The 24,646-nt window shown below is 70.9% G+C and carries 26 protein-coding genes and 1 pseudogene; 17 read left to right on the top strand and 10 right to left on the bottom strand.

Annotation, left to right across the window (positions count from 1 at the left end):
* Positions 1-49 precede the first annotated feature (49 nt).
* The 12 genes and pseudogenes from AB0J12_RS36065 to AB0J12_RS36010 all read left to right on the top strand — a co-directional run bounded on the left by AB0J12_RS36065 (position 50) and on the right by AB0J12_RS36010 (position 9,607).
* The gene (locus AB0J12_RS36065; protein ID WP_363268925.1) at positions 50-718 is read left to right on the top strand and encodes a UbiX family flavin prenyltransferase; all 669 of its coding nucleotides are present in this window, start codon (positions 50-52) and stop codon (positions 716-718) included.
* A 58-nt stretch (positions 719-776) separates the two neighbouring features.
* The gene (locus AB0J12_RS36060; protein WP_363268924.1) at positions 777-1,232 is read left to right on the top strand and encodes an Lrp/AsnC family transcriptional regulator; all 456 of its coding nucleotides are present in this window, start codon (positions 777-779) and stop codon (positions 1,230-1,232) included.
* A 38-nt stretch (positions 1,233-1,270) separates the two neighbouring features.
* Positions 1,271-2,434 (top strand): aminofutalosine synthase MqnE, encoded by a 1,164-nt coding sequence (gene mqnE / locus AB0J12_RS36055; RefSeq protein WP_363268923.1) that lies wholly within the window; start codon positions 1,271-1,273, stop codon positions 2,432-2,434.
* A 112-nt stretch (positions 2,435-2,546) separates the two neighbouring features.
* Positions 2,547-3,194 (top strand): UdgX family uracil-DNA binding protein, encoded by a 648-nt coding sequence (locus tag AB0J12_RS36050; protein ID WP_363268922.1) that lies wholly within the window; start codon positions 2,547-2,549, stop codon positions 3,192-3,194.
* Positions 3,195-3,210: 16 nt separating this feature from the next.
* Entirely contained in the window at positions 3,211-3,735 is a 525-nt protein-coding gene (locus tag AB0J12_RS36045; protein WP_363268921.1) for a GNAT family N-acetyltransferase, read from the top strand.
* 87 nt (positions 3,736-3,822) lie between these two features.
* Entirely contained in the window at positions 3,823-4,134 is a 312-nt protein-coding gene (locus AB0J12_RS36040) for a DUF4229 domain-containing protein (RefSeq protein ID WP_363268920.1), read from the top strand.
* Positions 4,135-4,265: 131 nt separating this feature from the next.
* Positions 4,266-4,367 (top strand): putative leader peptide, encoded by a 102-nt coding sequence (locus AB0J12_RS36035; RefSeq protein ID WP_363268919.1) that lies wholly within the window; start codon positions 4,266-4,268, stop codon positions 4,365-4,367.
* Between the two features lie 63 nt (positions 4,368-4,430).
* Complete coding sequence (locus AB0J12_RS36030; RefSeq protein ID WP_363268918.1) at positions 4,431-5,738, top strand: dicarboxylate/amino acid:cation symporter; 1,308 nt, start codon at positions 4,431-4,433, stop codon at positions 5,736-5,738.
* Between the two features lie 80 nt (positions 5,739-5,818).
* Entirely contained in the window at positions 5,819-6,469 is a 651-nt protein-coding gene (locus AB0J12_RS36025) for a TetR/AcrR family transcriptional regulator (protein ID WP_363268917.1), read from the top strand.
* A 127-nt stretch (positions 6,470-6,596) separates the two neighbouring features.
* A pseudogene (locus AB0J12_RS36020) lies at positions 6,597-6,817 on the top strand (short chain dehydrogenase); the annotation flags it as partial.
* A gap of 351 nt (positions 6,818-7,168) precedes the next feature.
* Positions 7,169-9,097, top strand: coding sequence for an AMP-binding protein (locus AB0J12_RS36015; RefSeq protein ID WP_363268916.1), 1,929 nt, complete (start codon positions 7,169-7,171; stop codon positions 9,095-9,097).
* Positions 9,098-9,157: 60 nt separating this feature from the next.
* Positions 9,158-9,607 carry a nucleoside deaminase gene (locus AB0J12_RS36010; protein WP_363268915.1) on the top strand — a complete coding sequence of 150 codons (450 nt, stop codon included), beginning with the start codon at positions 9,158-9,160 and terminating at the stop codon, positions 9,605-9,607.
* Positions 9,608-9,613: 6 nt separating this feature from the next.
* On the opposite strand, the gene AB0J12_RS36005 is transcribed toward AB0J12_RS36010, so the two are convergent.
* The 8 genes from AB0J12_RS36005 to hemL all read right to left on the bottom strand — a co-directional run bounded on the left by AB0J12_RS36005 (position 9,614) and on the right by hemL (position 17,796).
* Positions 9,614-10,018 carry a hypothetical protein gene (locus AB0J12_RS36005; protein ID WP_363268914.1) on the bottom strand — a complete coding sequence of 135 codons (405 nt, stop codon included), beginning with the start codon at positions 10,016-10,018 and terminating at the stop codon, positions 9,614-9,616.
* Positions 10,019-10,062: 44 nt separating this feature from the next.
* Positions 10,063-11,142 (bottom strand): c-type cytochrome biogenesis protein CcsB, encoded by a 1,080-nt coding sequence (ccsB, locus tag AB0J12_RS36000; RefSeq protein ID WP_363268913.1) that lies wholly within the window; start codon positions 11,140-11,142, stop codon positions 10,063-10,065.
* On the bottom strand, positions 11,139-12,863 hold the full coding sequence (locus tag AB0J12_RS35995; RefSeq protein WP_363268912.1) for a cytochrome c biogenesis protein ResB: 1,725 nt from the start codon (positions 12,861-12,863) through the stop codon (positions 11,139-11,141). Before AB0J12_RS35995 ends, ccsB begins: the two co-directional genes overlap by 4 nt.
* A gap of 4 nt (positions 12,864-12,867) precedes the next feature.
* A complete protein-coding gene (locus tag AB0J12_RS35990) occupies positions 12,868-13,647 on the bottom strand; it encodes a cytochrome c biogenesis protein CcdA (RefSeq protein ID WP_363268911.1) in 780 nt (259 codons plus the stop codon).
* Between the two features lies 1 nt (position 13,648).
* On the bottom strand, positions 13,649-14,281 hold the full coding sequence (locus AB0J12_RS35985) for a TlpA disulfide reductase family protein (protein WP_363268910.1): 633 nt from the start codon (positions 14,279-14,281) through the stop codon (positions 13,649-13,651).
* Positions 14,282-14,370: 89 nt separating this feature from the next.
* Positions 14,371-15,624, bottom strand: coding sequence for a hypothetical protein (locus AB0J12_RS35980; protein ID WP_363268909.1), 1,254 nt, complete (start codon positions 15,622-15,624; stop codon positions 14,371-14,373).
* 172 nt (positions 15,625-15,796) lie between these two features.
* A complete protein-coding gene (locus tag AB0J12_RS35975; protein WP_363268939.1) occupies positions 15,797-16,444 on the bottom strand; it encodes a histidine phosphatase family protein in 648 nt (215 codons plus the stop codon).
* A gap of 35 nt (positions 16,445-16,479) precedes the next feature.
* Positions 16,480-17,796, bottom strand: a complete 1,317-nt coding sequence (gene hemL / locus AB0J12_RS35970) for a glutamate-1-semialdehyde 2,1-aminomutase (RefSeq protein ID WP_363268907.1) — start codon at positions 17,794-17,796, stop codon at positions 16,480-16,482.
* 527 nt (positions 17,797-18,323) lie between these two features.
* On the opposite strand from hemL, the gene AB0J12_RS35965 reads away from it, so the two are divergent.
* The 5 genes from AB0J12_RS35965 to AB0J12_RS35945 all read left to right on the top strand — a co-directional run bounded on the left by AB0J12_RS35965 (position 18,324) and on the right by AB0J12_RS35945 (position 23,258).
* Complete coding sequence (locus AB0J12_RS35965; protein WP_363268938.1) at positions 18,324-18,761, top strand: hypothetical protein; 438 nt, start codon at positions 18,324-18,326, stop codon at positions 18,759-18,761.
* A 197-nt stretch (positions 18,762-18,958) separates the two neighbouring features.
* Entirely contained in the window at positions 18,959-19,810 is an 852-nt protein-coding gene (locus AB0J12_RS35960; protein ID WP_363268906.1) for a patatin-like phospholipase family protein, read from the top strand.
* Between the two features lie 431 nt (positions 19,811-20,241).
* Positions 20,242-21,189, top strand: coding sequence for an STAS domain-containing protein (locus tag AB0J12_RS35955; protein WP_363268905.1), 948 nt, complete (start codon positions 20,242-20,244; stop codon positions 21,187-21,189).
* A gap of 227 nt (positions 21,190-21,416) precedes the next feature.
* The gene (locus tag AB0J12_RS35950) at positions 21,417-21,929 is read left to right on the top strand and encodes a DUF5994 family protein (protein WP_363268904.1); all 513 of its coding nucleotides are present in this window, start codon (positions 21,417-21,419) and stop codon (positions 21,927-21,929) included.
* 135 nt (positions 21,930-22,064) lie between these two features.
* Positions 22,065-23,258 carry a GAF domain-containing SpoIIE family protein phosphatase gene (locus tag AB0J12_RS35945; RefSeq protein ID WP_363268903.1) on the top strand — a complete coding sequence of 398 codons (1,194 nt, stop codon included), beginning with the start codon at positions 22,065-22,067 and terminating at the stop codon, positions 23,256-23,258.
* 50 nt (positions 23,259-23,308) lie between these two features.
* On the opposite strand, the gene AB0J12_RS35940 is transcribed toward AB0J12_RS35945, so the two are convergent.
* Together AB0J12_RS35940 and AB0J12_RS35935 are read right to left on the bottom strand one after the other, a co-directional pair.
* The gene (locus AB0J12_RS35940; protein WP_363268902.1) at positions 23,309-23,791 is read right to left on the bottom strand and encodes a DUF5994 family protein; all 483 of its coding nucleotides are present in this window, start codon (positions 23,789-23,791) and stop codon (positions 23,309-23,311) included.
* Between the two features lie 174 nt (positions 23,792-23,965).
* Positions 23,966-24,505: a flavoprotein gene (locus AB0J12_RS35935; RefSeq protein WP_363268901.1), complete on the bottom strand. Its 540-nt coding sequence runs from the start codon at positions 24,503-24,505 to the stop codon at positions 23,966-23,968.
* Positions 24,506-24,646: the final 141 nt, after the last annotated feature.

Raw genomic sequence — 24,646 nt, 5'->3', positions numbered from 1 at the left:
GATCGGTACCGGTCCGGAACATCGCTCCGTTCACCGGTACGCTCAAGATGTGAACGCAGGGAAATCGCAGCGCGCGCCTTGGATCGTGGGGGTGTCCGGGGCATCCGGGACGCCGTACGCGGCTGCTGTGCTGCGGGCGCTGATCGCCGCCGGGGAGAGCGTCGACCTGGTGGTCAGCCGGGCCTCGCGGCTCACGCTGCTCGACGAGACCGGCATCTCCTTCCGGGACGCGCACTGGCGGGACGACCTCACGCAGTGGCTGGCGCGGGGCGCCGACGGCAAGCCGGACAGCTTCGCCGTGGACGTCTCGGACGTGCGGTACTGGAGCGCCGGCGACCTGGCCGCGGGGCCGTCGTCGGGGTCGTATCCCGTCAAGGGCATGCTGATCGTGCCGGCCTCCACCGCCTGTGTCGCCGGTGTGGCGCTCGGGCTGTCGAAGGACCTGCTCCAGCGGGCGGCGAGCGTCACACTGAAGGAGCGCCGGACGCTGGTCGTGGCCGTACGGGAGACCCCCTTGAACGGTCAGACGCTGCGGCACCTGGTGGCTCTGGACGACGCGGGCGCGAGCGTGGTGCCCGCCTCGCCGGCGTTCTACGCGGGGGCGACACACATCCAGGACCTGGTGGACTTCGTCGCCGGGCGCGTCCTCGACGCCGCGGGCGTCCCCCACGATCTCTACCGCCGCTGGAAGGGCGAACTCCGCGGCGGGACCGGCTGACCGGCACGAGCCACTTGCACTCACTCCCAGAACTCTTCAGCGGAAGGCTTTCAATCGCATGGACGCGGTGGACAGGCAGCTCATCCAGGCCCTGAGGGAGAACGGCCGGGCCTCCTACGCGGAGCTGGGGCGCCTCGTCGGCCTGTCGGGCCCCAGCGTCACGGACCGCATCAACCGGCTGGAGGCGGCCGGTGTGATCACCGGCTACCGGGCCACCGTCGACGCGGCCTCGCTCGGTCTCGGGGTCACGGCGCTGATCGGCATCTCGCTGTCCGACGCCGCCGACCACGAGGACGTGGCGCGCCGGCTGAAGGATCTGCCGGAGATCGAGGACTGCTGGTTCATCGCCGGCGACGACTCCTACATGCTCAAGGCGCGCGCGACCGACGTCGACGGCCTGGAGAAGATCATCCGGCGGCTGTCCGGGACCAGGGGCGTCTCCCGCACCCGTACCACCATCGTGCTGTCCACGAAGTGGGAGAACCGGGTCGGGGAGCTTCCCGAAGAGGTCTAGGGATACCGTTGGCGGTGCTGTCGGAGAAAGGTGTTGGCATGGACGTCGGGCTCAAGCGCGAGCTGGAGGAGAAGGTCCGCTCCGGTGAGCGGCTGACCCGCGAGGACGGCATCGCGCTGTACGAGTCGGACGACCTGGCCTGGCTGGGCGGTCTGGCGCACGAGGTGCGGACGCGGAAGAACGGTGACGTCGTCCACTTCAACGTCAACCGGCACCTGAACATGACCAACGTGTGCACGGCCTCCTGTGCGTACTGCTCCTTCCAGCGCAAGCCGGGCGAGAAGGACGCGTACACGATGCGCATCGAGGAGGCAGTCAAGCTCGCCAAGGCGATGGAGTCGGAGAACCTCACCGAGCTGCACATCGTCAACGGGCTGCACCCGAACCTGCCGTGGCGCTACTACCCGCGCTCGCTGCGGGAGCTGAAGGCCGCGCTGCCGAACGTGTCGCTGAAGGCGTTCACGGCCACGGAGATCCATCACTTCGAGACGATCTCGGGGCTGAGCGCCTCCGAGATCCTCGACGAGCTGATCGACGCCGGGCTCGAGTCCCTCACCGGTGGTGGCGCCGAGATCTTCGACTGGGAGGTCCGGCAGCACATCGTGGACCACAGGACCCACTGGGAGGACTGGTCCCGCATCCACCGGCTGGCGCACGAGAAGGGTCTGAAGACCCCGTGCACCATGCTGTACGGCCACATCGAGGAGCCGCGGCACCGTGTGGACCATGTGCTGCGGCTGCGTGAGCTGCAGGACGAGACCGGCGGTTTCCAGGTCTTCATCCCGCTGCGCTACCAGCACGACTTCGTGGACATGAAGGACGGCAAGATCCGCAACCGGCTCCAGGCGCGGACGCAGATGGCGACCGGGGCGGAGGCGCTGAAGACGTTCGCCGTCTCGCGGCTGCTGTTCGACAACGTGCCGCACGTCAAGGTGTTCTGGGTGATGCACGGTGTGCAGACGGCCCAGCTGGCGCTGCAGCACGGTGCGGACGACATGGACGGGTCGGTCGTCGAGTACAAGATCACGCACGATGCGGACAACTTCGGTACGCCGAACAAGCTGACGCGTGAGGATCTGCTGGAGCTGATCCGGGACGCGGGGTTCCGGCCAGTGGAGCGGAACACCCGTTACGAGGTCCTTCGTGAGTACGACGGCCCTGACGCCGCGCGTCGGGAGTCGCCTCAGCCGATGAGGGTTTGAGGCGCAGCAGGCAGTCGTTCGGGCGCGCGTTGTGGGGGGGCTGGTCGCGCCCACGCGGCGGAGCCGCATATGGACCAGGGTCCCGCGCCCCTTACGTGGGTACTCGCGCCGTATGGCTACGAAGGCCCCCGAAGACGCGTACACCGCCGAACCCTTCGTTCCGGATGGTGCCGGTCTCGATGCTCTGCGCAAAGCCGCCGCCGGCTGCCGGGGCTGTCCCCTGCACCGGGATGCCACCCAGACCGTCTTCGGCGCCGGGGATGCGCACGCGCGCGTGATGCTGGTCGGGGAGCAGCCCGGGGATCAGGAGGACCGGCAGGGGAAGCCGTTCGTCGGGCCTGCCGGGAAGCTGCTGGACCGAGCCCTCGCGGAGGCCGGGATCGATCCGGCGGAGGCGTACGTCACCAATGCCGTCAAGCACTTCAAGTTCACCCAGGCCGAACCGCGCAAGCGGCGGATCCACAAGGCGCCGAACCTCAAGGAGATGACGGCGTGCGGGCCGTGGCTCGCCGCCGAGCTGACGGTCGTGGAGCCGGAGCTGATCGTGGTGCTGGGGGCCACCGCGGGCAAGGCGCTGCTCGGATCGTCGTTCCGGGTCACAGAGGTGCGCGGGACGGTGCTGGAGCGGGAGATCCACGGGCGCGGCGAGCGGCTGGTGCCGACCGTGCATCCGTCGTCGGTGCTGCGCGCGGACGACCGGGAGTCGGCGTACCAGGGGCTCGTCTCGGATCTCAAGACGGCGGCTCGCGTCCTGTCGTAATAGATACGATGACGTAATGCCCCTTACCTTCACCTTGGACCCCTCCGTCGACGCCGGTCTGCGCGACGGCATCCTCGATCTGTGGACGGACGTCTCCAACGCCGGCGGGGCCGTCGGCTTCGTGGCGCCGGTGACGCGGGAGACCATCCGGCCGGAGCTGGTGCGGCACTTCGTGGGGATGGCCGAGGGGCGGACCCGGCTGCTGACCGGGCACGACGAGCAGGGACGGGTGGCCGCGACCGCGTTCTTCTCCTTCAACAGCCACCGGCTGATGACGCACTGGGTGTGGCTGTACACGGTGATGGTGCACCCGCGGTACCAGGGCCGGGGTTACGGCCGTGACCTGCTGGCAGCCGCGGCGGACGCGGCGCGCGGCTTTCAGGGCATCGAGGCGATCCGGCTGACCTGCCGGGGCGGTCTCGGCCTGGAGCGGTTCTACGCCTCCTGCGGGTACAAGGAGGTCGGCCGGGTGCCGGGGGCGATCCGGGTGGCGCCGGGGGACGACCGGGACGACATCACCATGCTGCTGCCGCTGCTCTGACGCGCGGCCCCACCCCCTTCCGTGATCGGTACGGGGGCGTGCTTCACTGGAGACTGCCCCTGTTTGGATTCGGAAGAGTGGATTGAGATGCTCCGCTACACGCTGATGCGCCTCGGGATCTTCGTGGGCTGCCTCGTGGTCGTCTGGGGTCTCGTCTACTCCGGCGTCGTGCCGCGCGGCCTCGGCTCGTCCAACGGCATGTGGGTCGTCCTGCTCGCGCTGGTGATCTCCGCGCCCATCAGCTTCGTCGTGCTGCGCGGGGAGCGGGACCGGGCGGCGCAGAAGATCGCTCCCAAGGTCGACCGCATGCGCGCGAACGTGCAGGCGAACCTCAAGGCGAACCAGAGCCAGGAGGACGTCGCCGACGACGCCGCCCGCGCACAGGGCCAGCCGTCGTAAAGCCCCCAGCGCCTGGAGCGCCCCGGTGACCTCGGTCGCCGGGGCGCTTTGCGTTGTATGGGTGGATGTGGTGTCCGGCCTCTCAAAGCAAGGCTTTGAGATTCCCAAAGTTCAAGTGTTAACGTCTTAGGGTGAAGTCAGCAGCCGCGTCCCCTCAGTTCCCGAGCCTTCTGCTCGTGGCGCGCCTGCACGTGGATCTCTGCCGGTGCGCGTCCGGGATCTGTCGCCCCTGACGTCTCGCGACCCCGTCTCGCGACCCCCCGTCCACGTCAGCCCCTACGCGTCCCCAACGGAGCATGTCCGTGTCCTCGAACACGAAGTCCTTCAAGCTGCCCTTCTGGGCCCAGATAGTCGCCGGCCTCGTCCTGGGCGTCCTGCTCGGCTGGATCGCCCGCAGCCAGGACGTGTCCTGGCTGGTGACCACCCTGGAGAAGATCGGCGACACCTTCATCGGCCTGCTGAAGCTCGCCGTCGCCCCGCTCGTCTTCTTCGCGATCCTCGTCTCGATCACCAACCTGCGGAAGGTGAACAACGCGGCGCGCCTGGCGTCCCGCACCCTTCTGTGGTTCATGATCACGTCGCTGATCGCGGTGAGTATCGGCCTGGCCATCGGCCTGCTCACCCACCCCGGCGCCGGCACGGGTCTCACCCCGGCGGACGGCGGCAAGCCCAAGCACACCGGCTCCTGGCTGGACTTCCTCACCGGCATCATCCCGACCGACGTGATCACGCCGTTCACCGAGCTGAACGTGCTGCAGATCGTCTTCATGGCGGCCGTCGCCGGTATCGCCGCGCTCCAGCTCGGTGAGAAGGCCCAGCCGATCCTCACCCTCAGCGAGTCCGTGCTGGAGCTGCTGCAGAAGGCGCTGTGGTGGGTCATCCGGCTCGCCCCGCTCGGCACCGTCGGCCTCATCGGCAACGCCATCGCCACCTACGGCTGGGACCTGATCGGCAAGTACGCCACCTTCACCGCCGACATCTACGTCGGCTGCGCGATCGTCCTCTTCGTCGTCTACCCGACGCTGCTGGCGACCGTCGCCAAGGCCAACCCCCTGCAGTTCTTCAAGGGCGCCTGGCCCGCGATCCAGCTGGCGTTCGTCTCCCGCTCCTCGGTCGGCACCATGCCGGTGACGCAGAAGGTGACCGAGCGGCTCGGCGTGCCGAAGGAGTACGCCTCCTTCGCGGTGCCGTTCGGCGCGACCACCAAGATGGACGGCTGCGCCGCGATCTACCCGGCGATCGCCGCGATCTTCGTCGCGCAGATCTTCGGCATCCAGCTCAACGTGGGCGACTACCTGCTGATCGCGTTCGTCTCCGTGGTCGGCTCCGCCGCCACCGCGGGCCTCACCGGTGCGACGGTCATGCTGACGCTGACCCTGTCCACGCTGGGCCTGCCGATGGAGGGCGTCGGCCTGCTGCTGGCGATCGACCCGATCCTGGACATGATGCGCACCGCCACCAACGTGGCCGGCCAGGCCCTGGTCCCGGTCATCGTCGCGGCCCGGGAGAACCTTTTGGACCGCACGGCCTACGACGCGGTGGGCGGCGCCTCCCCGGTGGACGAGCCGGAGCACCGGCCCGAGCCGGTGACCGCGGCGGCCTGACGCGGCAACACCCCGGGCACAGAGGGCGGCGGGACGATTCCCGCCGCCCTTCGGCATGCCCGGCCCGTACGCTGGTGTGCATGGATTCGGGTGCGGTGAAGGCCAAGCGGATGCCCCGGGCGGTCCGTGAGCGGCAGATGCTGGACGCGGCCGTGCGCATCTTCGGCCGGCGCGGCTACATGGCCGCATCCATGGACGACATCGCCGAACTCGCCGGTGTCTCCAAGCCGTTGGTGTACCTGTACCTGAACTCCAAGGAGGACCTCTTCACGGCCGTCATCCGCCGTGAGGCCGCCGCGCTCACCGAGGCCGTCCGCGCCGCCGTCGACCCGGCCTCGCCCGTCGACCGCCAACTGTGGGACGGGCTGCTGGCGTTCTTCACGCACACCGCGCAGCATCCGGAGGCGTGGGCGGTGCTGCATCTCCAGGCCCGCACGCACGGCGAGCCGTTCGCCGCCGAGGTCGCCGCGCTGCGTGCGGAACTCGTCGCCTTCGTGACCCGGCTGATCCTGGTCGCCGCCCGGGACGCCCACCACGATCCCGACCTGGCCGAGCGTGAGGTCGCCGGGCTGGCCGAGGCCCTGGTCGGCGCCGCCGAGTCCCTCGCCGCCTGGGGCAACGCCACCGACGGCGTCTCGGCCCGGCAGTCGGCGGCGACCCTGATGAACTTCGCCTGGTCGGGCCTCGGCAACCTCATGGCGGGACACCACTGGTCACCCCCGCCGGCGTGAACCGGGGCCCCGTCACATCCGCGTGAGCCGCGGCGTCACTCCCGCCCGCGTGAGCCGAGCGGGACGGCGAGCCCCGTCAGATGCACCTTGTCGCCGCCGCGCAGCGCGAACCGTCCCTCGCCGTCCTGCCCTGCACCCGGTCGTCCGGCCGTCGCGGTGAGCGGCCGGATCGTGGTCATCGGCGCGCCGCTCGACGCCGGCGACCACCACCAGGCCGCCGCCCAGCAGGCGTTGGACGGCTTCACCCGCTCCCTCGGCAAGGAGATCGGCCGGGGCATCACGGTGAACCTGGTCCGGCTCACCGACGCGGCCGCCGCGGAGTCGACCCTGCGCTTCGTGCTGTCACCGAGTTACCGACGGTAAGTCTATGTCACGCAAGAGGGTCCCATCGAGACGAGTCCCTGATGCGCCACCGGATCCGGCGCCGCCACCGGGCACCCCTGCCTGACCGCAGACGCACCAACGGCCGTGTGACCTGAGCAACGTGAGCCCTTGTCACACGATTCCCGACGCTGCACAGCCCCGGCCCCGGACCCCCTCCGAACCCGCACAAGCCCCCCACAGGGGCCCCGTACGATTCCCCTGCCCAACCGCCGGTGACCGTCCGCCGACGACGCCGCCGCCGGTGAACGCCCCGCCGGGCGAGGCACGTACGTCTTGCAGCAGCAGTGCCGCTGCTGCACGCACCAGGAGCCGCCCGTGTCCACGCCGTACCCCACCTCCGCCGACTACGCCGCTCCCCGGGGCCCCGTCCTGGTCGCGCCGGAGACAAAGCGGCTGGGCGGGGCGGTGCGTGAGGCGTACGTCCCGGCCCTCGCCCAGCCCGTCCGCCACGGCTCGCTCGCCGACCTGCCCTTCGACAACGCCGACGCCGCGCCCGACGCGGTGGTGCTCAGCCGCCGCACCCCCTCCGGCCACTGGACCGACGTGACGGCGGCCGCCTTCGCCGCCGAGGTGCAGGCCGTGGCGAAGGGGCTGCTCGCCGAGGGCCTGGTGCCGGGCGACCGCATCGCGATCATGGCGCGCACGACGTACGAGTGGACCCTGCTCGACTTCGCCGCCTGGGCGGCCGGCCTGGTCACCGTTCCGGTCTACCCCACCTCCTCGCCCTTCCAGACCCGCTGGATCCTTCAGGACTCCGGCGCGGTCACCCTGGTCACCGAGACCGTCGCGCAGGCCGCGGCGATCGGCCCCGAGCGGGACCGGCTGCCGGACCTGCGGCATGTGTGGGTCATGGAGAAGGGCCATGTGGAGCAGCTCGCCGAGGTCGGCGCCGCGCACGTGCCCGACCAGGAGGTGGACGTACGGCGCGGAATGCTCGGCCCGGACACCCTCGCCACCCTCATCTACACCTCCGGCACCACCGGCCGCCCCAAGGGCTGCGCGCTCAGCCACGGCAACTTCTTCGCCGAGGTCGACAACGCGATCGAACTCCTCTACCCGGTGTTCCGTGCGAAGAGCGAGGACGAGCCGTCGGTGCTGCTGTTCCTGCCGATGTCGCACGTCTTCGGCCGCATGGTGGCGATCGCCTGCATACGCGGCCGGGTCCGCCTCGGCCACGCCCCCAGCCTGAAGCCGGACGAACTGCTGCCCGACCTGGCGGCCTTCAGGCCCACCTGTCTGCTGACCATCCCCTACATGCTGGAGAAGGTCTTCAACTCCGCCCGCGCCAAGGCCGAGTCGGGCGGCAAGCTGTCCGCCTTCGACCGGGCGGTGGCGGTGGCCCGGCGCTACGGCGAGGCGGTCGAGGACCGTCAGACGGGCAACGGCAGCGGCCCGACGACGGCGCTGAAGGCGGCGCGCGCGCTGTACGACCCGCTGGTCTACCGCAAGATCCGGCAGGCGATGGGCGGCCGCGTGCGGTACGCGATCTGCGGTGGCTCCCCGCTCGGGCAGCACCTCGCCGCCTTTTACGCGGGCGCCGGCATCGAGATCTTCGAGGGCTACGGACTGACCGAGACGACCGGCGCGACGACGGTGACGCCGCCGCTCAAGCCGCGCCTGGGCACGGTCGGCTGGCCCCTGCCGGGCACCCGCGTCCGGATCGCCGCCGACGGCGAGATCCTGGTCGCCGGCGACCATGTGCTGCGCGGCTACTGGGACCCGGCGGCCGGTGGCGTGGTCCCGGCCGCACAGGACGGCTGGCTGGCCACCGGCGACCTCGGCGAACTGGACGACGAGGGGTACCTGACGATCACCGGCCGCAAGAAGGAGCTGCTGATCACGGCCGGCGGCAAGAGCGTGGCCCCGGCACCTCTGGAGAACTGGCTGCGCGCCCACCCGCTGATCTCCCAGGTCATGCTGGTCGGCGACGGCCGGCCCTACGTCTCGGCCCTGATCACCCTCGACATGGACGGCGTCAGCCACTGGCGCCGGATGAACGGCAAGCACCCGGTCCCGGCCGAACTCCTCATCGGCGACGGCGAGCTGTACGCCCTCCTGCAACGCGCGCTCGACGAGGCCAACCGGATGGTCTCCCGCCCCGAGTCCATCCGCCGCTTCGCCGTCCTGCCGGTGGACTTCACGGAGGAGGCCGGCCACCTCACCCCGTCGATGAAACTGCGCCGCGAGACGATCCTGAGCGAGTTCGCGGACGTGGTGGAGGACCTGTACGCCGAGCGCGGGTGAGCGGCTTCCCGGGCGGCCGGGACCCTTGCCCGCCCCCGCCCGTCCCCGCACAGTGATCCCATGGACCAGGCACAGGCGCGGCAGTGGCTCGCCACCGCCGTCGAGGAGGCGCGGGCCGGGCTCGCCGAGGGCGGTGTCCCGATCGGGGCCGCGCTCTACGGCCCGGACGGCACCCTGCTCGGCCGCGGGCACAACCGGCGCGTGCAGGACGGCGACCCCTCGCTGCACGCGGAGACGGCGGCGTTCCGGGCCGCGGGACGGCAGCGGTCGTATCGCGGGACGACGATGGTGACGACCCTCTCCCCCTGCTGGTACTGCTCGGGGCTGGTCCGGCAGTTCTCCATCCCGCGGGTGGTGATCGGCGAGGCGACCACCTTCCACGGCGGCCACGACTGGCTCGCCGAGCACGGGGTGGACATCGTCGTCCTGGACGATCCCGGGTGCGTCGCGCTGATGCGGGACTTCGTCCGGGACCACCCCGCGCTGTGGAACGAGGACATCGGCGCCTGAGCCGGGTCAGTTCCCGCTCTCCGCCCAGGCCGCCAGCCGCTCGAAACGGTCGCGCCAGCGTCGTTCCGAGTCCTGCTCGCCCTCGAACTCGTGGGTGAAGCGGACGGTGCAGGCCGCCTCGCCGTCGCGTTCCAGATGGAAGCGCAGCCGGCCGCCGTCCTGAAGGGTGTACTCGGCGACCCGGTCCACGTCCCATGCGGTGACCTGCCCGCTGCCCAGGTCCCGCAGGGCGACCGCGCCGCCGAGCCGGGGTTCGAGGACGTCGGCGGGGGTGTACCAGGCGGCGAGCCCCTCGGGGGTCGCCACCGCCGGCCAGACGTCCTCCATGCGTTTGGGGAGCCGCACGAGGAAGTGGAGTATGTGCGTGTTCCCGTGGGTCTGACTGGTGCCCTGTGCGATGGAACCGCTCATGACACCAGTGTCCGCGACCGGCGGCGGTGGAGGCGAGTGAAGACTCAGACGCCGGCGTAGGAGTGCTTGCCGGTGACGAAGAGGTTCACGCCGTAGTAGTTGAACAGCCAGCACGCGAAGGCGAGCAGCGCCAGGTAGGCGGCCTTGCGGCCCTTCCAGCCGGCGGTGGCGCGGGCGTGCAGGTAGCAGGCGTAGGCGACCCAGGTGATGAAGGACCAGGTCTCCTTCGGGTCCCAGCCCCAGTAGCGGCCCCAGGCGTCACCGGCCCAGATGGCGCCCGCGATGATCGTGAACGTCCACAGCGGGAAGACGGCCGCGTTGATCCGGTAGGAGAACTTGTCCAGCGAGGCCGACGACGGCATGCGCTCCAGCACCGAGCGGGCGAAGGTGCCGGGCTTGCCGCCGGTCGCGAGCTTGCTCTCGTAGGAGTCCTTGAACAGGTACATGATCGTCGCGACCGCGCCGACGTAGAAGGTCGCACCGCAGAAGATCGCGGTGGAGACGTGAATGTAGAGCCAGTACGAGTGCAGCGCGGGCACCAGCTGGTCGCTCGCCGTGTACAGCACGGTGACGGCCAGACCCAGGTCGAGCAGGACCGTGGTGATCAGGAACAGGCCGAGCCAGCGGACGTTCTTCTTCAGCGCCAGCAGGCCGAGGTACACGCCGACCGCGACGGTGGAGAAGGTGATGTTGAACTCGTACATGTTGCCCCACGGCGCCCGCTGCACCGACAGCGCGCGCGTGAGGACCCCGGCGATCTCCACCAGGAAGGCGAGCACGGTCAGGGAGATCGCGATCCGGCCGTACAGGTCGCCCTGCGCGTCCCCGCCGTGCGCGCCGGGCCCGTCGGGGACGTCGCGGGAGCCCGCGGCGGACCGCACGGTGACCTTGGGGCGCTCCAGTACGGCGGTGCCGCCGGCCGTCTTGACGGTGACGGCCGGGGCCGTCGCCGCCTTCGGCTCGGCGGTGAGCGCGGCCGCCGTGCGGGCGACCTTGCTGCGGCTGCCGAAGAGCCACTCGGCGATGTAGGCGAAGAAGGCCAGGGTGTAGACGGCCATCGCGGAGTAGACCAGCACATTGCTGATGTTCGCGAGGTGTTCGTTGGTGGCGGCGGCGAGGGTCACTTCTTCTCAGCCCCTTCGGCGGGTACGGAGACTTCTGAGGGGTCGGCTGCGGGGCCGGGTTCGGGCTCGGGGGCGCCTGGTGCCTGGTCGTAGAGGATTCCGGCGAGCCGGCCGAGTTCCTCGGGCACCTTCGCGGACTCGCTGCGGCCGAGCCCGGCCATCTCGACGACCGTGACGCCGTCGGCGCCCTCGACCGCACGCACCCACACGCGGCGGCGCTGGATGAACAGGGACGCGGCGAGGCCGAAGATCGCGGCGATGGCACCGCCGAGGGCCCAGCCGCTCGCGGGCTGCCGGGTGACCTGGAAGCCCGCCCACTCCTTGACGCCGTCGAAGGTGATCGAGCCCGCGCCGTTCGGGAGCTGCATGGTCTGCCCGACCTTCAGGCGCTCGGCGAGCGGGTCGCCGTTCGCCTTCTTGAACTGCTTCAGGTGCTCGCTGTCGAGCTGGTACACGCTCTGCGGGATGCCCGCGTCGACACCGAGGTCGCCGTGGTAGGCGTTCAGCGCCAGCCGGGGGTTCAGCAGCGCCGGGAACTGGGAGAGCATCGTGCCCTGGCCCTCACCGGCGAAGGTCGGGATGAAGACGGCCTGGAAACCGAGCTGGTCCTTGCGTCCCTGCGCGTTGCGGTAGCCGTCCATCACCTTGATCGCGCCGGAGGACGTGACGTTGCCGTCCTGCGGCAGCAGCGGCACCGCGTCCTTCATGACGACGTTGCCCTTGCCGTCGCGAACGGTGACGACGGGCGCGTACCCGTGGCTGACGAGGTAGACCTTGGAGTCGCCGATCCGAAGCGGCTCGTTCACCTTGACGGTGGTCTTCTTGTCCTTGCCGTAGGCGCCGACGCTGTAGGTGAGGTGCGCCTCGTAGGTGCGTGGCGTGCCCCGGTTGGGCCCGGTGACCTCGTACGTCCCCCTGAAGTCCTGCAGCTTGAAGCTGAACGGGTCCAGGTCGTCCGGCGTGAAGAGGCTGCCGGACTTGAAGTCGTCGTACTGGGTGAGCGTGTTGGAGAAGCCGCCGCCCTCGATGATGAGCTTGTCGCCCTCGGACTTGAACAGCTGGCCCGCGGCGAACGCCACCAGCATCACGATCAGCGCGATGTGGAAGGCCAGGTTGCCCACCTCGCGCAGATAGCCCTTCTCGGCGGCTACGGCGTCCCCGGCGACGTGGGCGCGGAAGCGGTGCTTCTTCAGCAGCGCCAGCGCGGCCTCATGGACCTGCTCGGGGGTGGCTCCGGTGCGCCAGGTGGTGTGCGCGGGCAGCCGGGTCAGCCGCTTGGGCGCGGCCGGCGGGCGGCCGCGCAGCTGGCCGACGAACTGCCAGGTGCGCGGGACGATGCAGCCGATGAGGGAGACGAACAGCAGGATGTAGATCGCGGAGAACCACACCGAGCTGTAGACGTGGAACAGGCCGAGCTTGTCGTAGACCGGCGCCAGCGTGGAGTGGTTGCGGCGGAACAGCTCGACCTTGGTGGCGTCGATGCCGGTCTGCGGGATGAGGGAGCCGGGGATGGCGCCCAGCGACAGCAGCAGGAGCAGCAGCAGCGCGACCCGCATGGAGGTGAGCTGGCGCCAGAACCAGCGGGCCCAGCCGATGACGCCGAGCGCCGGAGGGCCGGACGGTTCCTCGCGGGGTGCGGTGGAGAGCTGGGAGCCGGCCGCTCCCAGCTCCTCGGCGTCGGACGGGGTCGGGTCGGACCCGTACTTCGAGGTAGTGCTCATCGAGTCAGATCCCCACAGTGAAGCCGTCGGACCAGGTCTGCATGTCCTGCACGATGCGGTCCCAGGCGCCGGTCAGCAGCAGCAGACCGGTCGCGATCATCATGGTTCCGCCGATGCGCATCACCCAGACATAGTGGCGCTTGATCCAGCCGAAGGCGCCGAGCGCCTTGCGGAAGGCGACCGCGGTGAGCACGAACGGCACGCCGAGGCCGAGGCAGTAGGCGACGGTCAGCAGGGCGCCGCGGCCCGCGCTCGCCTGGTCCATGGCCAGTCCCTGCACGGCGGCGAGGGTCGGGCCGATGCACGGGGTCCAGCCGATGCCGAACAGTGCGCCCAGTACGGGCGCGCCGATCAGTCCGGCCACCGGCCGGGTGTGGAAGCGGAACTCGCGCTGGGTCAGCCACGGCATCAGGCCCATGAAGAAGCCGCCCATGAGGATCATGACGACGCCGAGGACCTTGCTCAGGACGTCCTTGTGCTCCTGGACGTTCTGGCCGAAGTAGCCGAAGAAGGCGCCGGTGGAGACGTAGACGGCGGTGAAGCCGAGGACGAACAGGGAGGCGCCGGCGACCATCCGGCCGCGACGGGCGTCGGCCAGGTCGGTGCCGCTGACCCCGGTGACATAGGACAGGTAGCCGGGGACGAGCGGCAGCACACAGGGCGAGAAGAAGGAGACGAGCCCGCCGAGCAGGGCGATGGGCAGGGCCGCCAGCAGGGCTCCGTTGAGCACCGTGCCGTTGGGGTCGGCGACCGTCGCGGCGGCGAGGGCGGTGACTTCGCTCACGTCACTTCTCCGCCAGAACCGGCTTGATCATCGACCGCAGCTTGTCCTCCGACAGGGGCTGCAGCGTGCGGGCCGCGATCTTCCCCTTGCGGTCGATGACGAGCGTGGACGGAATGGACTGCGGGTTGAGGGTGCCCTTCTTGAAGCGGAGCATCAGCTTGCCCGTCGGGTCGTACAGGCTCGGGTAGCTGATGCCGAACTCCTTGTCGAAGGCCTGGGCCGGGCCGGTGGAGGTGTCGCGCGTGTTGATGCCGACGAACTGCACGCCCTGGCCCTTGAGCTCCTGGTACACCTTCTCGAAGCCGGGCGCCTCGGCGCGGCAGGGCGGGCACCAGGAGCCCCACACGTTGATGACGACGACCTTGCCCTGGTAGGCGGCGACGTCGAGCTGCTTGCCGTCGACGGTCTCGCCGGACAGGTCGGGGGCGTCGGCCCGCTTGCCCTGGTCGGCGGTGGCGATGCCGTTCTTGCCCATGACGAAGTTGGTGTCGCCACCCCCGCCGGAGGTGCCGCCGGAGCTGCAGGCGGACAGGGTCAGCGCGGCCGCCGCGGCCGTCGCGGCGAACACGGCGGCGCGGCTACGGGCGGCCCGGGTGCGGGACGAGCGCTGGGGGGCGCGGCTGGCGGCACTCATGTGAAAAGTTTCGCATGTCCGTTGCGGGGATCTTGGGCACCCCCCTTGCGGGCGGAAACCCGCATTTCAGGCGGCGTTTCGTAGGCCGCTCAGGCGGCCGTGAACTGCTTCCAGCCGCCGGCCGGGCGCTGCCCGACCTCGAGAGTGCGCAGCTTGGCGAGCACCTCGGGCTTCTGTACGTCCATCCAGTCCACGAACTGCTTGAAGGAGACCATGCGCACATCGGCGCCCTTCTCCTTCTCCCGGGCGATGTGCTTGAACGCCTCCTCGACGGCGTCCATGTAGATGCCGCCGTTCCAGTGCTCGAAGTGGTTGCCTACGAAGAACGGCGCCCGGTTTGTCTCGTATGCCCGCTGGAAGCCGGATATGTACGCCTGGGCGGACTGCTGCCGCCAGCCCGGGTAGTTGTGGGGCGGAGCCTTCGTGGAGTTGACGGACTGGTTGGCCAGCATGTTGTAGTCCATCGACAGCACCTCGAAGCGGCGGCCGGGGAAAGGTATCTGCTGGAGCGGAAGGTCCCAGATGCCCTGCTTCTTGTCCGGCCACATCTGGCGGCCGCCCGGCGAGGAGGCGTCGTAGCGCCAGCCCAGCGCCCGCGCGGTCGGCAGCAGGTTGCTCTGGCCCAGCAGACAGGGCGTACGTCCGCCGACCAGCTCCTTGTCGTAGTCGAACGGCAGCGGCAGCAGGTCGCTCCAGCCGGTGTTGGTCTTCCACTGCTTCACGAACGACTTCGCCTGGTCGATCTCGCTGCGCCACTGCTGCGACGTCCAGTTGGCGACGGTGCCGTGCCCCGAGCAGAAGTGGCCGTTGAAGTGGGTGCCTATCTCATGGCCCTCGAGCCAGGCGCGGCGGACGTTCTCCAGCGTGGAGCGGATGTGCGCGTCGGTGAGGTAGCCGATGTCGGACGCGCCGCGCCGGTTGTTCGGCGGGTCGTACAGGCGCTTCTTCGACTCGGGCAGCAGATACAGCCCCGACAGGAAGAAGGTCATGCTCGCCCCGTGCTCCTTGGCGAGGTCCAAAAAGCGCGGGAAGAGGCCGTTGCCGACCTCGCCGGCCCCGTCCCAGGAGAAGATGACGAACTGCGGCGGCTCCTGCCCCGGCTCCAGCGGCTGCGGCGCGTCCGGCTGGTGCGGCTGCTTGCCGCTGTACGCCGTCGAGCCGTCCCCTATCGGGCGGGCGGCGGTCGTGGGGGTGCCGGAGGGGTCCTTCCCGGAACCGTCGCCGCCGCCCGAGCCGGCCCCGTGGCCCGACCCGCCCGACGAGGTGCCGCAGCCCGCGAGTGAGGCGGCCGCCGCGGCGCCCGCGCCCAGGCCGAGCATTCCCCTGCGGGAGAAGGTGCGCATGAGTTCCCCGATTCGTCACGTCCTTGGGTGGTCACCCAGTCAGAGGGCGCGACGAACCGGGGGGTTCCGCGAGCACGTATGCGTTACGCCACGAACGTAACAAAACTGCGCCAAGTGACTGGCCGTCAGGTGCGGGGCGGCGTCCTGAGCCGGCTGCCCTGACGGCGCCGTGTCACGCTCCGAACGCCTTGCCCTGGCCCTTCACCGGCTTGGCGCCGGCCAGCAGATGGGCCGGGACCAGGTCGCGGGCCGGCTCGGCGTAGCCGACGGAGACGATCCGGTCGCCCTGGTACGTGAACGTCGTCAGCGAGGCGAGCGTGCACTGCCGCTTGCGCGGGTCGTGCCACAGCCGGCGCCGCTCGACGTAACTGCGCACGATCCAGATCGGCAGCTGATGGCTGACGAGCACCGCCTCGTGCCCGCGCGCGGCGTCCTTCGCGGAGTTCAGCGCGCCCATCATCCGCACCACCTGGTCGACGTACGGCTCGCCCCAGGACGGCCGGAACGGGTTGAACAGGTGCTTCCAGTTGTCCGGCTTGCGCAGCGCGCCGTCGCCCACGCCGAACGTCTTGCCCTGGAAGACGTTCTCGGCCTCGATCAGCCGCTCGTCGGTGGCGAGGTCCAGCCCGTGCGCCTTGGCGATCGGCGTGGCCGTCTCCTGCGCCCGCTCCAGCGGCGACGCGCACACGTGGGTGACGTCCCGGGAGGAGAGGTGGTCGGCGACCCGCTCGGCCATCTTCCGGCCCAGCTCGGACAGGTGGTACCCGGGCAGCCGGCCGTAGAGGATGCCGTCCGGGTTGGCGACCTCGCCGTGCCGCATCAGATGGATGACGGTGATGTCCTTGCTGCTGTCGCTCACGCGGTGGCCTCCGCCGCGGCTCGGGCCGCCGCCGGGAGGGCGTCGGCGATCTTCTGGATGGCGCGCTCGTCGTGCGCGGTGGACACGAACCACGACTCGAAGGACGACGGCGGCAGATACACGCCGTTCTCCAGCAGGGCGTGGAAGAAGGCGGTGAAGCGGAACGACTCCTGCTTCTTCGCCTCCTCGTAGTTCCGGACCTCCCGGTCCGTGAAGAACACGGAGAACATGTTGGAGGCGGTCTGCAGCCGGTGCGCGACGCCCTCCTTGGCCAGCGCCTCGGTGACGAGGGTCCGGATCTGCTCCGACACGGCGTTCACCCGGTCGTAGGCGGCGGCGTCGAGGAGGCGCAGCTGGGCGAGTCCGGCGGCGGTGGCCACGGGGTTCCCGGAGAGGGTTCCGGCCTGGTAGACGGGACCGGCCGGGGCGAGGTGGGCCATGACGTCGGCGCGCCCGCCGAACGCGGCGGCCGGGAAGCCACCGCCCATGACCTTGCCGAACGTCATGAGGTCGGGGCGGACCCCGTCGATGCCGTACCAGCCGGCGCGGCTGGTACGGAAGCCCGTCATGACCTCGTCGGAGATGTACAGCGCGCCGTTCTTCTGGCACGCGTCCTTCAGCCCCTGGTTGAACCCGGGCTGCGGCGGCACGACACCCATGTTGCCGGGCGACGCCTCGGTGATCACACAGGCGATCTCGCCGGGGTGCCGGTGGAAGGCCTCCTGCACGGCCTCCAGGTCGTTGTACGGCAGCACGATCGTGTCGGCCGCCTGCGCACCGGTGACACCCGGGGTGTCCGGCAGCGCGAAGGTCGCCACGCCGGAGCCGGCGGAGGCCAGGAGGGAGTCGACGTGCCCGTGGTAGCACCCGGCGAACTTGATCACCTTGGAGCGCCGGGTGAACCCGCGCGCGAGCCGGATGGCCGACATCGTCGCCTCGGTGCCGCTGGAGACGAGCCGCACCTGCTCGACGGGCTCGACCCGGGCGACGATCTCCTCGGCGAGCGCGACCTCGCCCTCACCGGGCGTACCGAAGGACGTACCGCGGGCGACGGCCTCCTGCACGGCGGCGAGCACCTCGGGGTGCGCGTGCCCGAGGATCATGGGGCCCCAGGAGCAGACGAGGTCGACGTACTCGCGTCCGTCGGCGTCGGTGAGGTACGGGCCCTTGCCGGACACCATGAACCGGGGCGTGCCGCCGACGGCGCGGAAGGCCCGCACCGGCGAGTTCACGCCACCCGGCGTGACGACCGCCGCACGGTCGAACAGTGCCTGGGAGGCAGGCGCTTCGTAGGGATAGGGCAGTTCGCTCATGACGTGCGGCTTCTCCGACCTCTTCCGGGACCAGCTCCGGCTGTGCTGCCGGGTGACCTCCTCAGGGTAGGCCGACCCCGCCGATACGAGAGATCCGCACCCCGCCCATCTGAGAAACTGGTCCTCGCATACGTATGGACATGACGAAAGGGCGTGCCGGGGCTTTTCGACATAACCTGCGGACAGCTGTTCCAGCGCACGTTTCGGCGTGTGACCGTGGGGGAGGTCACTGACACGATGATCGGGTTGCGCGGCCCCGGGCACGCAGCCTAGAAAAGCAGTCGGGTGGAGATATGCATCGCGGTGGCGGACTGGGCGAGGGGACCGATGACCTGGGTCCTCGACGTGCCCGGCGGGGAAGGCACCGGCGCGACGCGGAGGCAGCGAACGACGCACGTCAGCAGGCACACGGTGAATTGAACGAGCCCGAGCGGCCGGTCGGCCCGGAGCGGCTGGACCGGCTGGACCCACTGAACCGGGTGAGCCGGGTGGACCGCCCCGGGGCGGGGAGCAGGAATGGTGGTCGGGTGGGGGTGACGTACAAGTACTTCGGCGCGCCGGACGGTGCGACGGCGGCCCGCGTCCCGATCTCGATGCGCCCCGAGGAACTCGGCGGCGACGAGCTCGGTATGAACGGCATGTTCACCAAGATCAAGCCGGAGACGATGGCCGCGATGGTCCTGACGGGCATCGAAGGCGTCCCCCTGCACAAGGTGCCGCCCCTGGAACTGGTCGTCCTGCACCCCGACTACGCGGTCGTGAAACTCCCCATGACGGCCGTCGACCCCCTCCGCGACATCGGCGAGGAAGCGGTCGGCGCGGCGGCGTTCATCTGGTCCACGGTCCCGGACCGTGGCGGCCCGCGGGACGCGTTCAATGTGTACCAGCTGCTGCACGAGTGGCAGGACTTCTCGCATCGGCTGCATGAGGCGGGGCATCAGCCGTACTGCCTTGTGTGGCCGTGAGCTGGGGTTCCTTGCGGGTCGGGCGGGACTTTCGGGTCCCGCTCTCGTCGTGTGCCGGGAGGGGCCGGCAGGCGGCCAGGCACATTCAAGGGAACCTGGCGCCTTGAACGGGTGCGCTCCGGCTTCGTACGCGCAGGCCGTCCCTTCACCTCGTTCGTCCTAGGGTGGAGATCGCCACGCCAACGGATGGGGGAACGATGCATTCACCGGACAGGGCGCTCGTGCTCGGCCCGGGCGGGCCCGTCGGTACCGCCTGGATGGGCGGACTTGCCCACGGCCTGCGCGGCCTGGGCGTCGACCTGGGCGCGGCGGATCTGGTCGTCGGCACCTCGGCCGGCGCGATCGTGGGCGCCGCGCTGGCCACCGGCCAGGACCTCGCGCACTTCGCCGACCCCGCCGGCAGCGGCGGCGGTCCCCGGCCGCCGCAGGCCGATCCGCAGCGCATGGGCGAGGTCTTCGCGGTCCTCGGTGCCGGCCTGCCACCGCAGGAGGCCCGTCAGCGGGTCGGGCGGATCGCCCTCGACGCGGTCGATCCGGAGGCCGAGCGGGCCTTGGTCGCGGTGCGACGTCGGCTCGTCGGCACGGACGCCTGGCCGGCTGAGCGTCGCCTGCTCATCCCTGCCGTGGAGGCGGGAAGCGGCGAGCCGGTGGTCTGGGACCGCGACAGCGGGATCCCGCTGTCGGCTGCTGCCGCGGCCTCCAGCGCGTTCCCGGGCGCGGCGCCTCCCGTCTCGATCGGCGGGCGCCACTACATCGACGGCGCGCTGCGGGCAGGCACCAACGTGGACCTCGCGGCCGGTGCACGTACGGTGGTCGTCGTGGAGCCGATGGCGCGTCAGGCTCCCGGGCAGGAAGCGCCGGCCGCGCTGGGCGCGGAGACGGTGGTGTCGCTGTTCCCGGACGAGGCATCGGCGGCGGCGCTCGGCACGGACCCGTCGGACACGTCGGCGTGGGTGCCCGCGTTCCAGGCGGGGCAGCTGCAAGCCGCTGCCGCGCGGAAGCAACTGGCCGGCTCCTGGGCGCCGGTCGGGCGCGAAAGCTGGGCATGAACGGGCTTCAGCCATCGGCTGCGAGAGGCGGGGCACCAGCCGTACTGCCTTGTGTGCCGTGAGCTGCGGATTCTCAGGCTCTGCCGGTGCGCGGGAGGGGCGGCGACGGGCGAGGACCGGGACGTGAGGGAAGGCCCGCTGCTCCGTCGGCGTCCCGACGCCGGCGCGGGATGACGGGGCCGCCGCTCCCGGCCTCCTCCGCGCGGCCGGCTTCGTCGGCGGCGGCGTACCGTTGAAGTACCGAGGGCATCGCGCACTTCGGCCGCCGAGCCGAGTCGTCCCCGGCGAGAGACGAACCCCGAGCCGCCACAGCAGTCGGCGCGGAGGCGGGTCGGCATCATGTCCGTCGCGGTCGAAGGAACCTCACACACGCTCGTCATGGCCGTACCGCGTGCCCGTGCCGGCCTGCGCCCCTGTCGGGAGGAGGCGTGATGACCCTGTCCCGGCTGGACATCCACCGGCGCGACCAAGGAGAGGGCGCGTTCGTCACGCTCGCCGGTGAGATCGGCCCGGCCACGGCGCCGCTGCTGCGTGCCGCCTTGGAGCAGTGTCTGCGCGACGGCGTCACCCTCATCGACGTCGACCTGGTCACGGTCGGCTCTTGTGATGCCAAGGGCCTGGATGTCTTCTTGTCGGCGTCGCGGCGCGCCAGCCGGGTGCACGCCACGCTGCGTCTGCACCACCCCTGCGCGCAGCTCACCCGGCTTCTCGCCGCCACCGGATCCGCCTCTTCGGGCCTCGGCCTCCTCGAACCGGTCTCCCCGGCGCCGTCGACGGGCAGGGCGAGGACGCCCGCGGAGTCCGCTCGCGGTCCGGCTCTCGAGGGAATCCGGCTGCGCCGGCTGACTCGTTGGCAGGCCGAGGGGATGGCGCAGGACATCGCTGACCTGGCCACGGCGTCCGTCGCGGGCACCGCAGGCGAGGCGTACCACGAACGGCGCGACCTCCTGCGCCGTCTGGCCGTCAGCGCCCGGCGCCCCGGCTTCGCGCTGCTGGTCGCCGAGACCACCGTGCTGGTCGGCTGCGCCTATGGCTTCCCGGTGTCTTCGGGCGGCCCGGAACGACAAGAAGGCGACGGAGCGCTGCCTCAGTACATCGAGCGGCTCACGTCCTGCGCCGAGTTCGTCGTCCTCACTCAGTTCGTGGCGCATCCGCACCCTCAGCGCCGTGACATCGCCCGCCGTCTGCAGCGGCATCTGCTCACCGACCGGCACTCCTCGCTCGGAGTCGCCCTGCTCCACCCGGCCGACCTGGCCGGCCAAGCCACCTTCGCCTCCTGGGGCTGGCAGAACATGGGAGAGATCGTCGGGCTGCCGGGGCCGATCGCCCCCTGCGTGATGACCCTGCCTCGGGAGGAACCGGTCCCGGCAGGCCGGTGACCGGGACATCCGCCGCCCCGGATGCCGCGCAGGGGCCGTGGTCCGCACGGCACCGGAGCAGGCCGTACGGGGGATTTCCCGAGGTCCTCGTCTCCGCGCCGCCCGCCACGGCCGGGAGTACGCTGACATGTACCGAGAGCGTGGGCGCACGATCAGGGCGGCGCCGTTCCCGGTGAGTGGCAGACGCGGGCAGCCGCAGGCCGTCCGGGACGGGACGGGATCGCACGATGGACGCCATCACAGGGCCCGGCGAAGCCACGTCACCCGGTGACGCCGACACCTACCGGATGCCCCTGCCCCGGTTGAGTCTCACGCCGGACGTCAGCCACGGCCCGTTGGACGGAGCCTGGTGGCCGCGCTGCAATGCGCTGGAACTGGAACTGCCCCCGCTCGTCGGCTCACTGGACCCATCCGTCGGCACTGTCACCCGGGTCACCGTGGACACTGCTTCCTGGCCCGACGCCCCGCAGACGGTGATGGCGCCCGGTCATGTGATCGAGGTGGTCCGGACCGACCTCGCTGCCGAAGCGCATGCCATCACCCTGGACTGCGGCACGGTGGGTCGCTGGGAACTGCTGGTGATCCCGCCCGACGAACCGGCCGGAGCGGCCACCCGGCTGCTCACCGACGCCGCGGACCCCGAGAACCGGCTGTCGGCCCCCCGCATCCTGGCACTCGCCGAGAACGGCCTCGGCGGCGAGGCCGCATGGGAGTCGGAGGGAGGTCGCGGACCCGAGTGAGGGCCTGACGTCTTCGGGCCCAGGTGACCGGCCGGCCGCTCCGGTCGTAGACGTCCCCGGTGGAGCCATGGCACGAGCAACCTCTTCATCGTCCCCCGCCGCAACCGCCGCGTGCGAACCATGGAGGGCGGGACGGTGACGCACGGACGGCGCGGGGACCGCGCCGAGAGCTTCGGGGAAGCGCTGCTCGGCGCGGTCCTCGACCGCGCGCACGAGCTGCCTCCCCATCTGATCGGGCCGCTGGTCGCCGACGTGGTGGAGCGGTTGGGAGGCCGCAGTCCGCAGGTACTGCTGCAGGACTACGGCCAGCTGCTGCTCGTACCTCTGCCCGGCGACGGCCTCGCGGGCGGGGAATCGCAGGTGATCGACGACTCCGCCGCGGGCCGCTGCTTTCTCGACGCGGTCCCCGTCGAGGTGCCCGAGGACGACGGCGTACGGATCCATCTGCCGCTGCTGGACGGCGGTGACCAGGTAGGGGTCATGGCGGTGACGCTGGACGGCGTCGACGACCACGACCGCCGTCTGCTGCACCGGATCTCCGGCCTGGTGGCCGACCTGCTGGTGACCAAGCACGGCTACTCCGACCTGTTCTTCCGGGTCCGGCGCGACGAGGCGATGACCGTCGCCGCGGAGATCCAGTGGTCCCTGCTGCCACCGCTGGCGATGATCATGCCCCGGGTCGCCGTGGCCGGGATCCTGGAACCCGCCTACGACGTGGCCGGCGACAGCTTCGACTACGCCCTCAACGACGACATCCTCCACGTGGTCATGATCGACGCCATGGGTCACGGACTGAACGCGGCCACGATGGCCACCGTGGCCATCGGCGCCTACCGCCACGCCCGCCGCCAGGACATCGGGCTGTCGGAGATCTACGACTTCATGGACCGGGCCGTGGCCAGACAGTTCGGTCCCGAGCACTTCGTCACCGCGCAGATGATGCAGCTGGACACGATGACGGGGCGGGTGCAGTGGGTCAACGCCGGGCACCCGCCGCCCATCCTGGTCCGCGACCACCGCGTCGCGCAGCGCCTGGTCGCCCCGACGACGCTCCCCGTCGGCCTGGGTGGTTCGGTGCCCCGGATCAGTGAGCTGGGGCTGGCGCGCGGGGACCGCGTCCTCTGCTTCACCGACGGACTGATCGAGGAGCACAACAGCCGTGGGGAGGAGTTCGGGGAGGACCAGCTGATCGACTGTGTGAACCATCTGGAGCGGACCGGCCGCGGCATCCGGGCGGTGACGCGTGCCCTGTCCCACACGCTCAAGCGGGCGCGGGGCGGACAGACCAGCGACGACGCGACGCTGCTCATGGTGGAATGGCGCGGCTGACCTCCCCCCGCGCCGCCCGCACCGTTGTGCCGGTTGTGCCCCGGCGCCCGTCAGCCCGACGGGCCGTGCCCGCTCCCGGTATCGATGAGGATCTGTTCCGCCTGGCTGGCGTTGTCCGCCCGGACCGCCTGGGCCATCGCGGCGCGGGCGGCGTCCGGTGTCGCGTCCGGCGGGACCACCAGCAGCGAGAAGATGTCCCGGTCGCCCCGGGTGATCAGGACCGTGTCGTCACCGTCCGGGAAGGAATCGATGTGCACCACCTGGTCGTCCACGACGATACGCGTCGGGAGACCTTCCCAGGCTGCGGTGTCCAGTCCCACGCGGGTCACGGGGCCGACATGTGCGACGAGTGCGCTCAGCAGCGCGGGCAGCTCGGCACCGATGTTGCGCGAGCGCGGCCACCACGCACCGTCGAGGAGACCTTCGCGTGATGCGGTGGTCTCCAGCCGGAGAAGCGCACACCCCGGCCCCACGGCCTCGTGGACACCGCTGGGCAGACGTCGGGGAACCGGTGGTGAATCCGAGCCGCTCATGAAGACCACCCGTCCTGAGAGCAGGTGCGACAACGGGACCGCTTCGCACCTGCCACGCTACTCCTGATGCCACGCGCGACAGCGCCTGAACGGAAGCCCTCCGCCCTCGCCCCGGTGGCCGCCGGCTGCGGTGCTCGGACCCGTGCCCGCGCCGGTGCCGAACAGCTGCCGCCCTCACACCCGGCCGGGCTCCAGCAGCTCCAGTGCTTCCTCCCAGCGGAAGGCGAAGGCGCCTCCCCCGGCCTCGGATCCCCCGGGCGGCTCGTGGCCGCCGATGCGGACGCCCATCTCCCGTAGCCGTTCCAGGCTCTTCCGGTAGGCGGGGTGGGCGGCCTGGGCCGCGTTCAGGCAGGGCAGGACGGCGATGGGGGTGCCCATGCCGTACGCCTCGCACAGGATGCCCAGGGCGAGGGTGTCGGAGATGCCCGCGGCCCACTTGTTGATCGTGTTGAAGGTCGCCGGGGCGACGGCGATCGCGTCCGCCGGAGGCAGCGGGCGGGGATCACCCGGGCGACGCCAGGCCGAACGGATCGGGTAACCGGTCTGCGCCTCGACCGCTTCGGCGTCGATGAAACCGAGGCCCTGCGGGGTGGCGACCACTCCGACCTCCCAGCCCTGCCCCTGCGCCGCCGTGATCAGCTTGCCGACGTCACCGGCGACCCCGGCCGCGCAGACGACGACGTACAGGAACGGCTGTTTCTCAGGGCTGGTCACGCGGCTCTCCCAGGGGTCGGCTGACGTGGTGCGGTCCCGGCAGCGTACGGGGGCCGAACGGTCCCGGGACACGGTGGGCTGCGGGAGGGCGAACGTCCCGCCTCCGGCGCCTCGTTGCGCCGAACCCCCGGCACACCGTCG

It is taken from the genome of Streptomyces sp. NPDC049915, from assembly GCF_040656475.1.
Taxonomy (GTDB): Bacteria; Actinomycetota; Actinomycetes; order Streptomycetales; family Streptomycetaceae; genus Streptomyces.
Note: the sequence above shows the minus strand (reverse complement) of the source record. Positions and strands in the feature narration are given on the sequence as shown.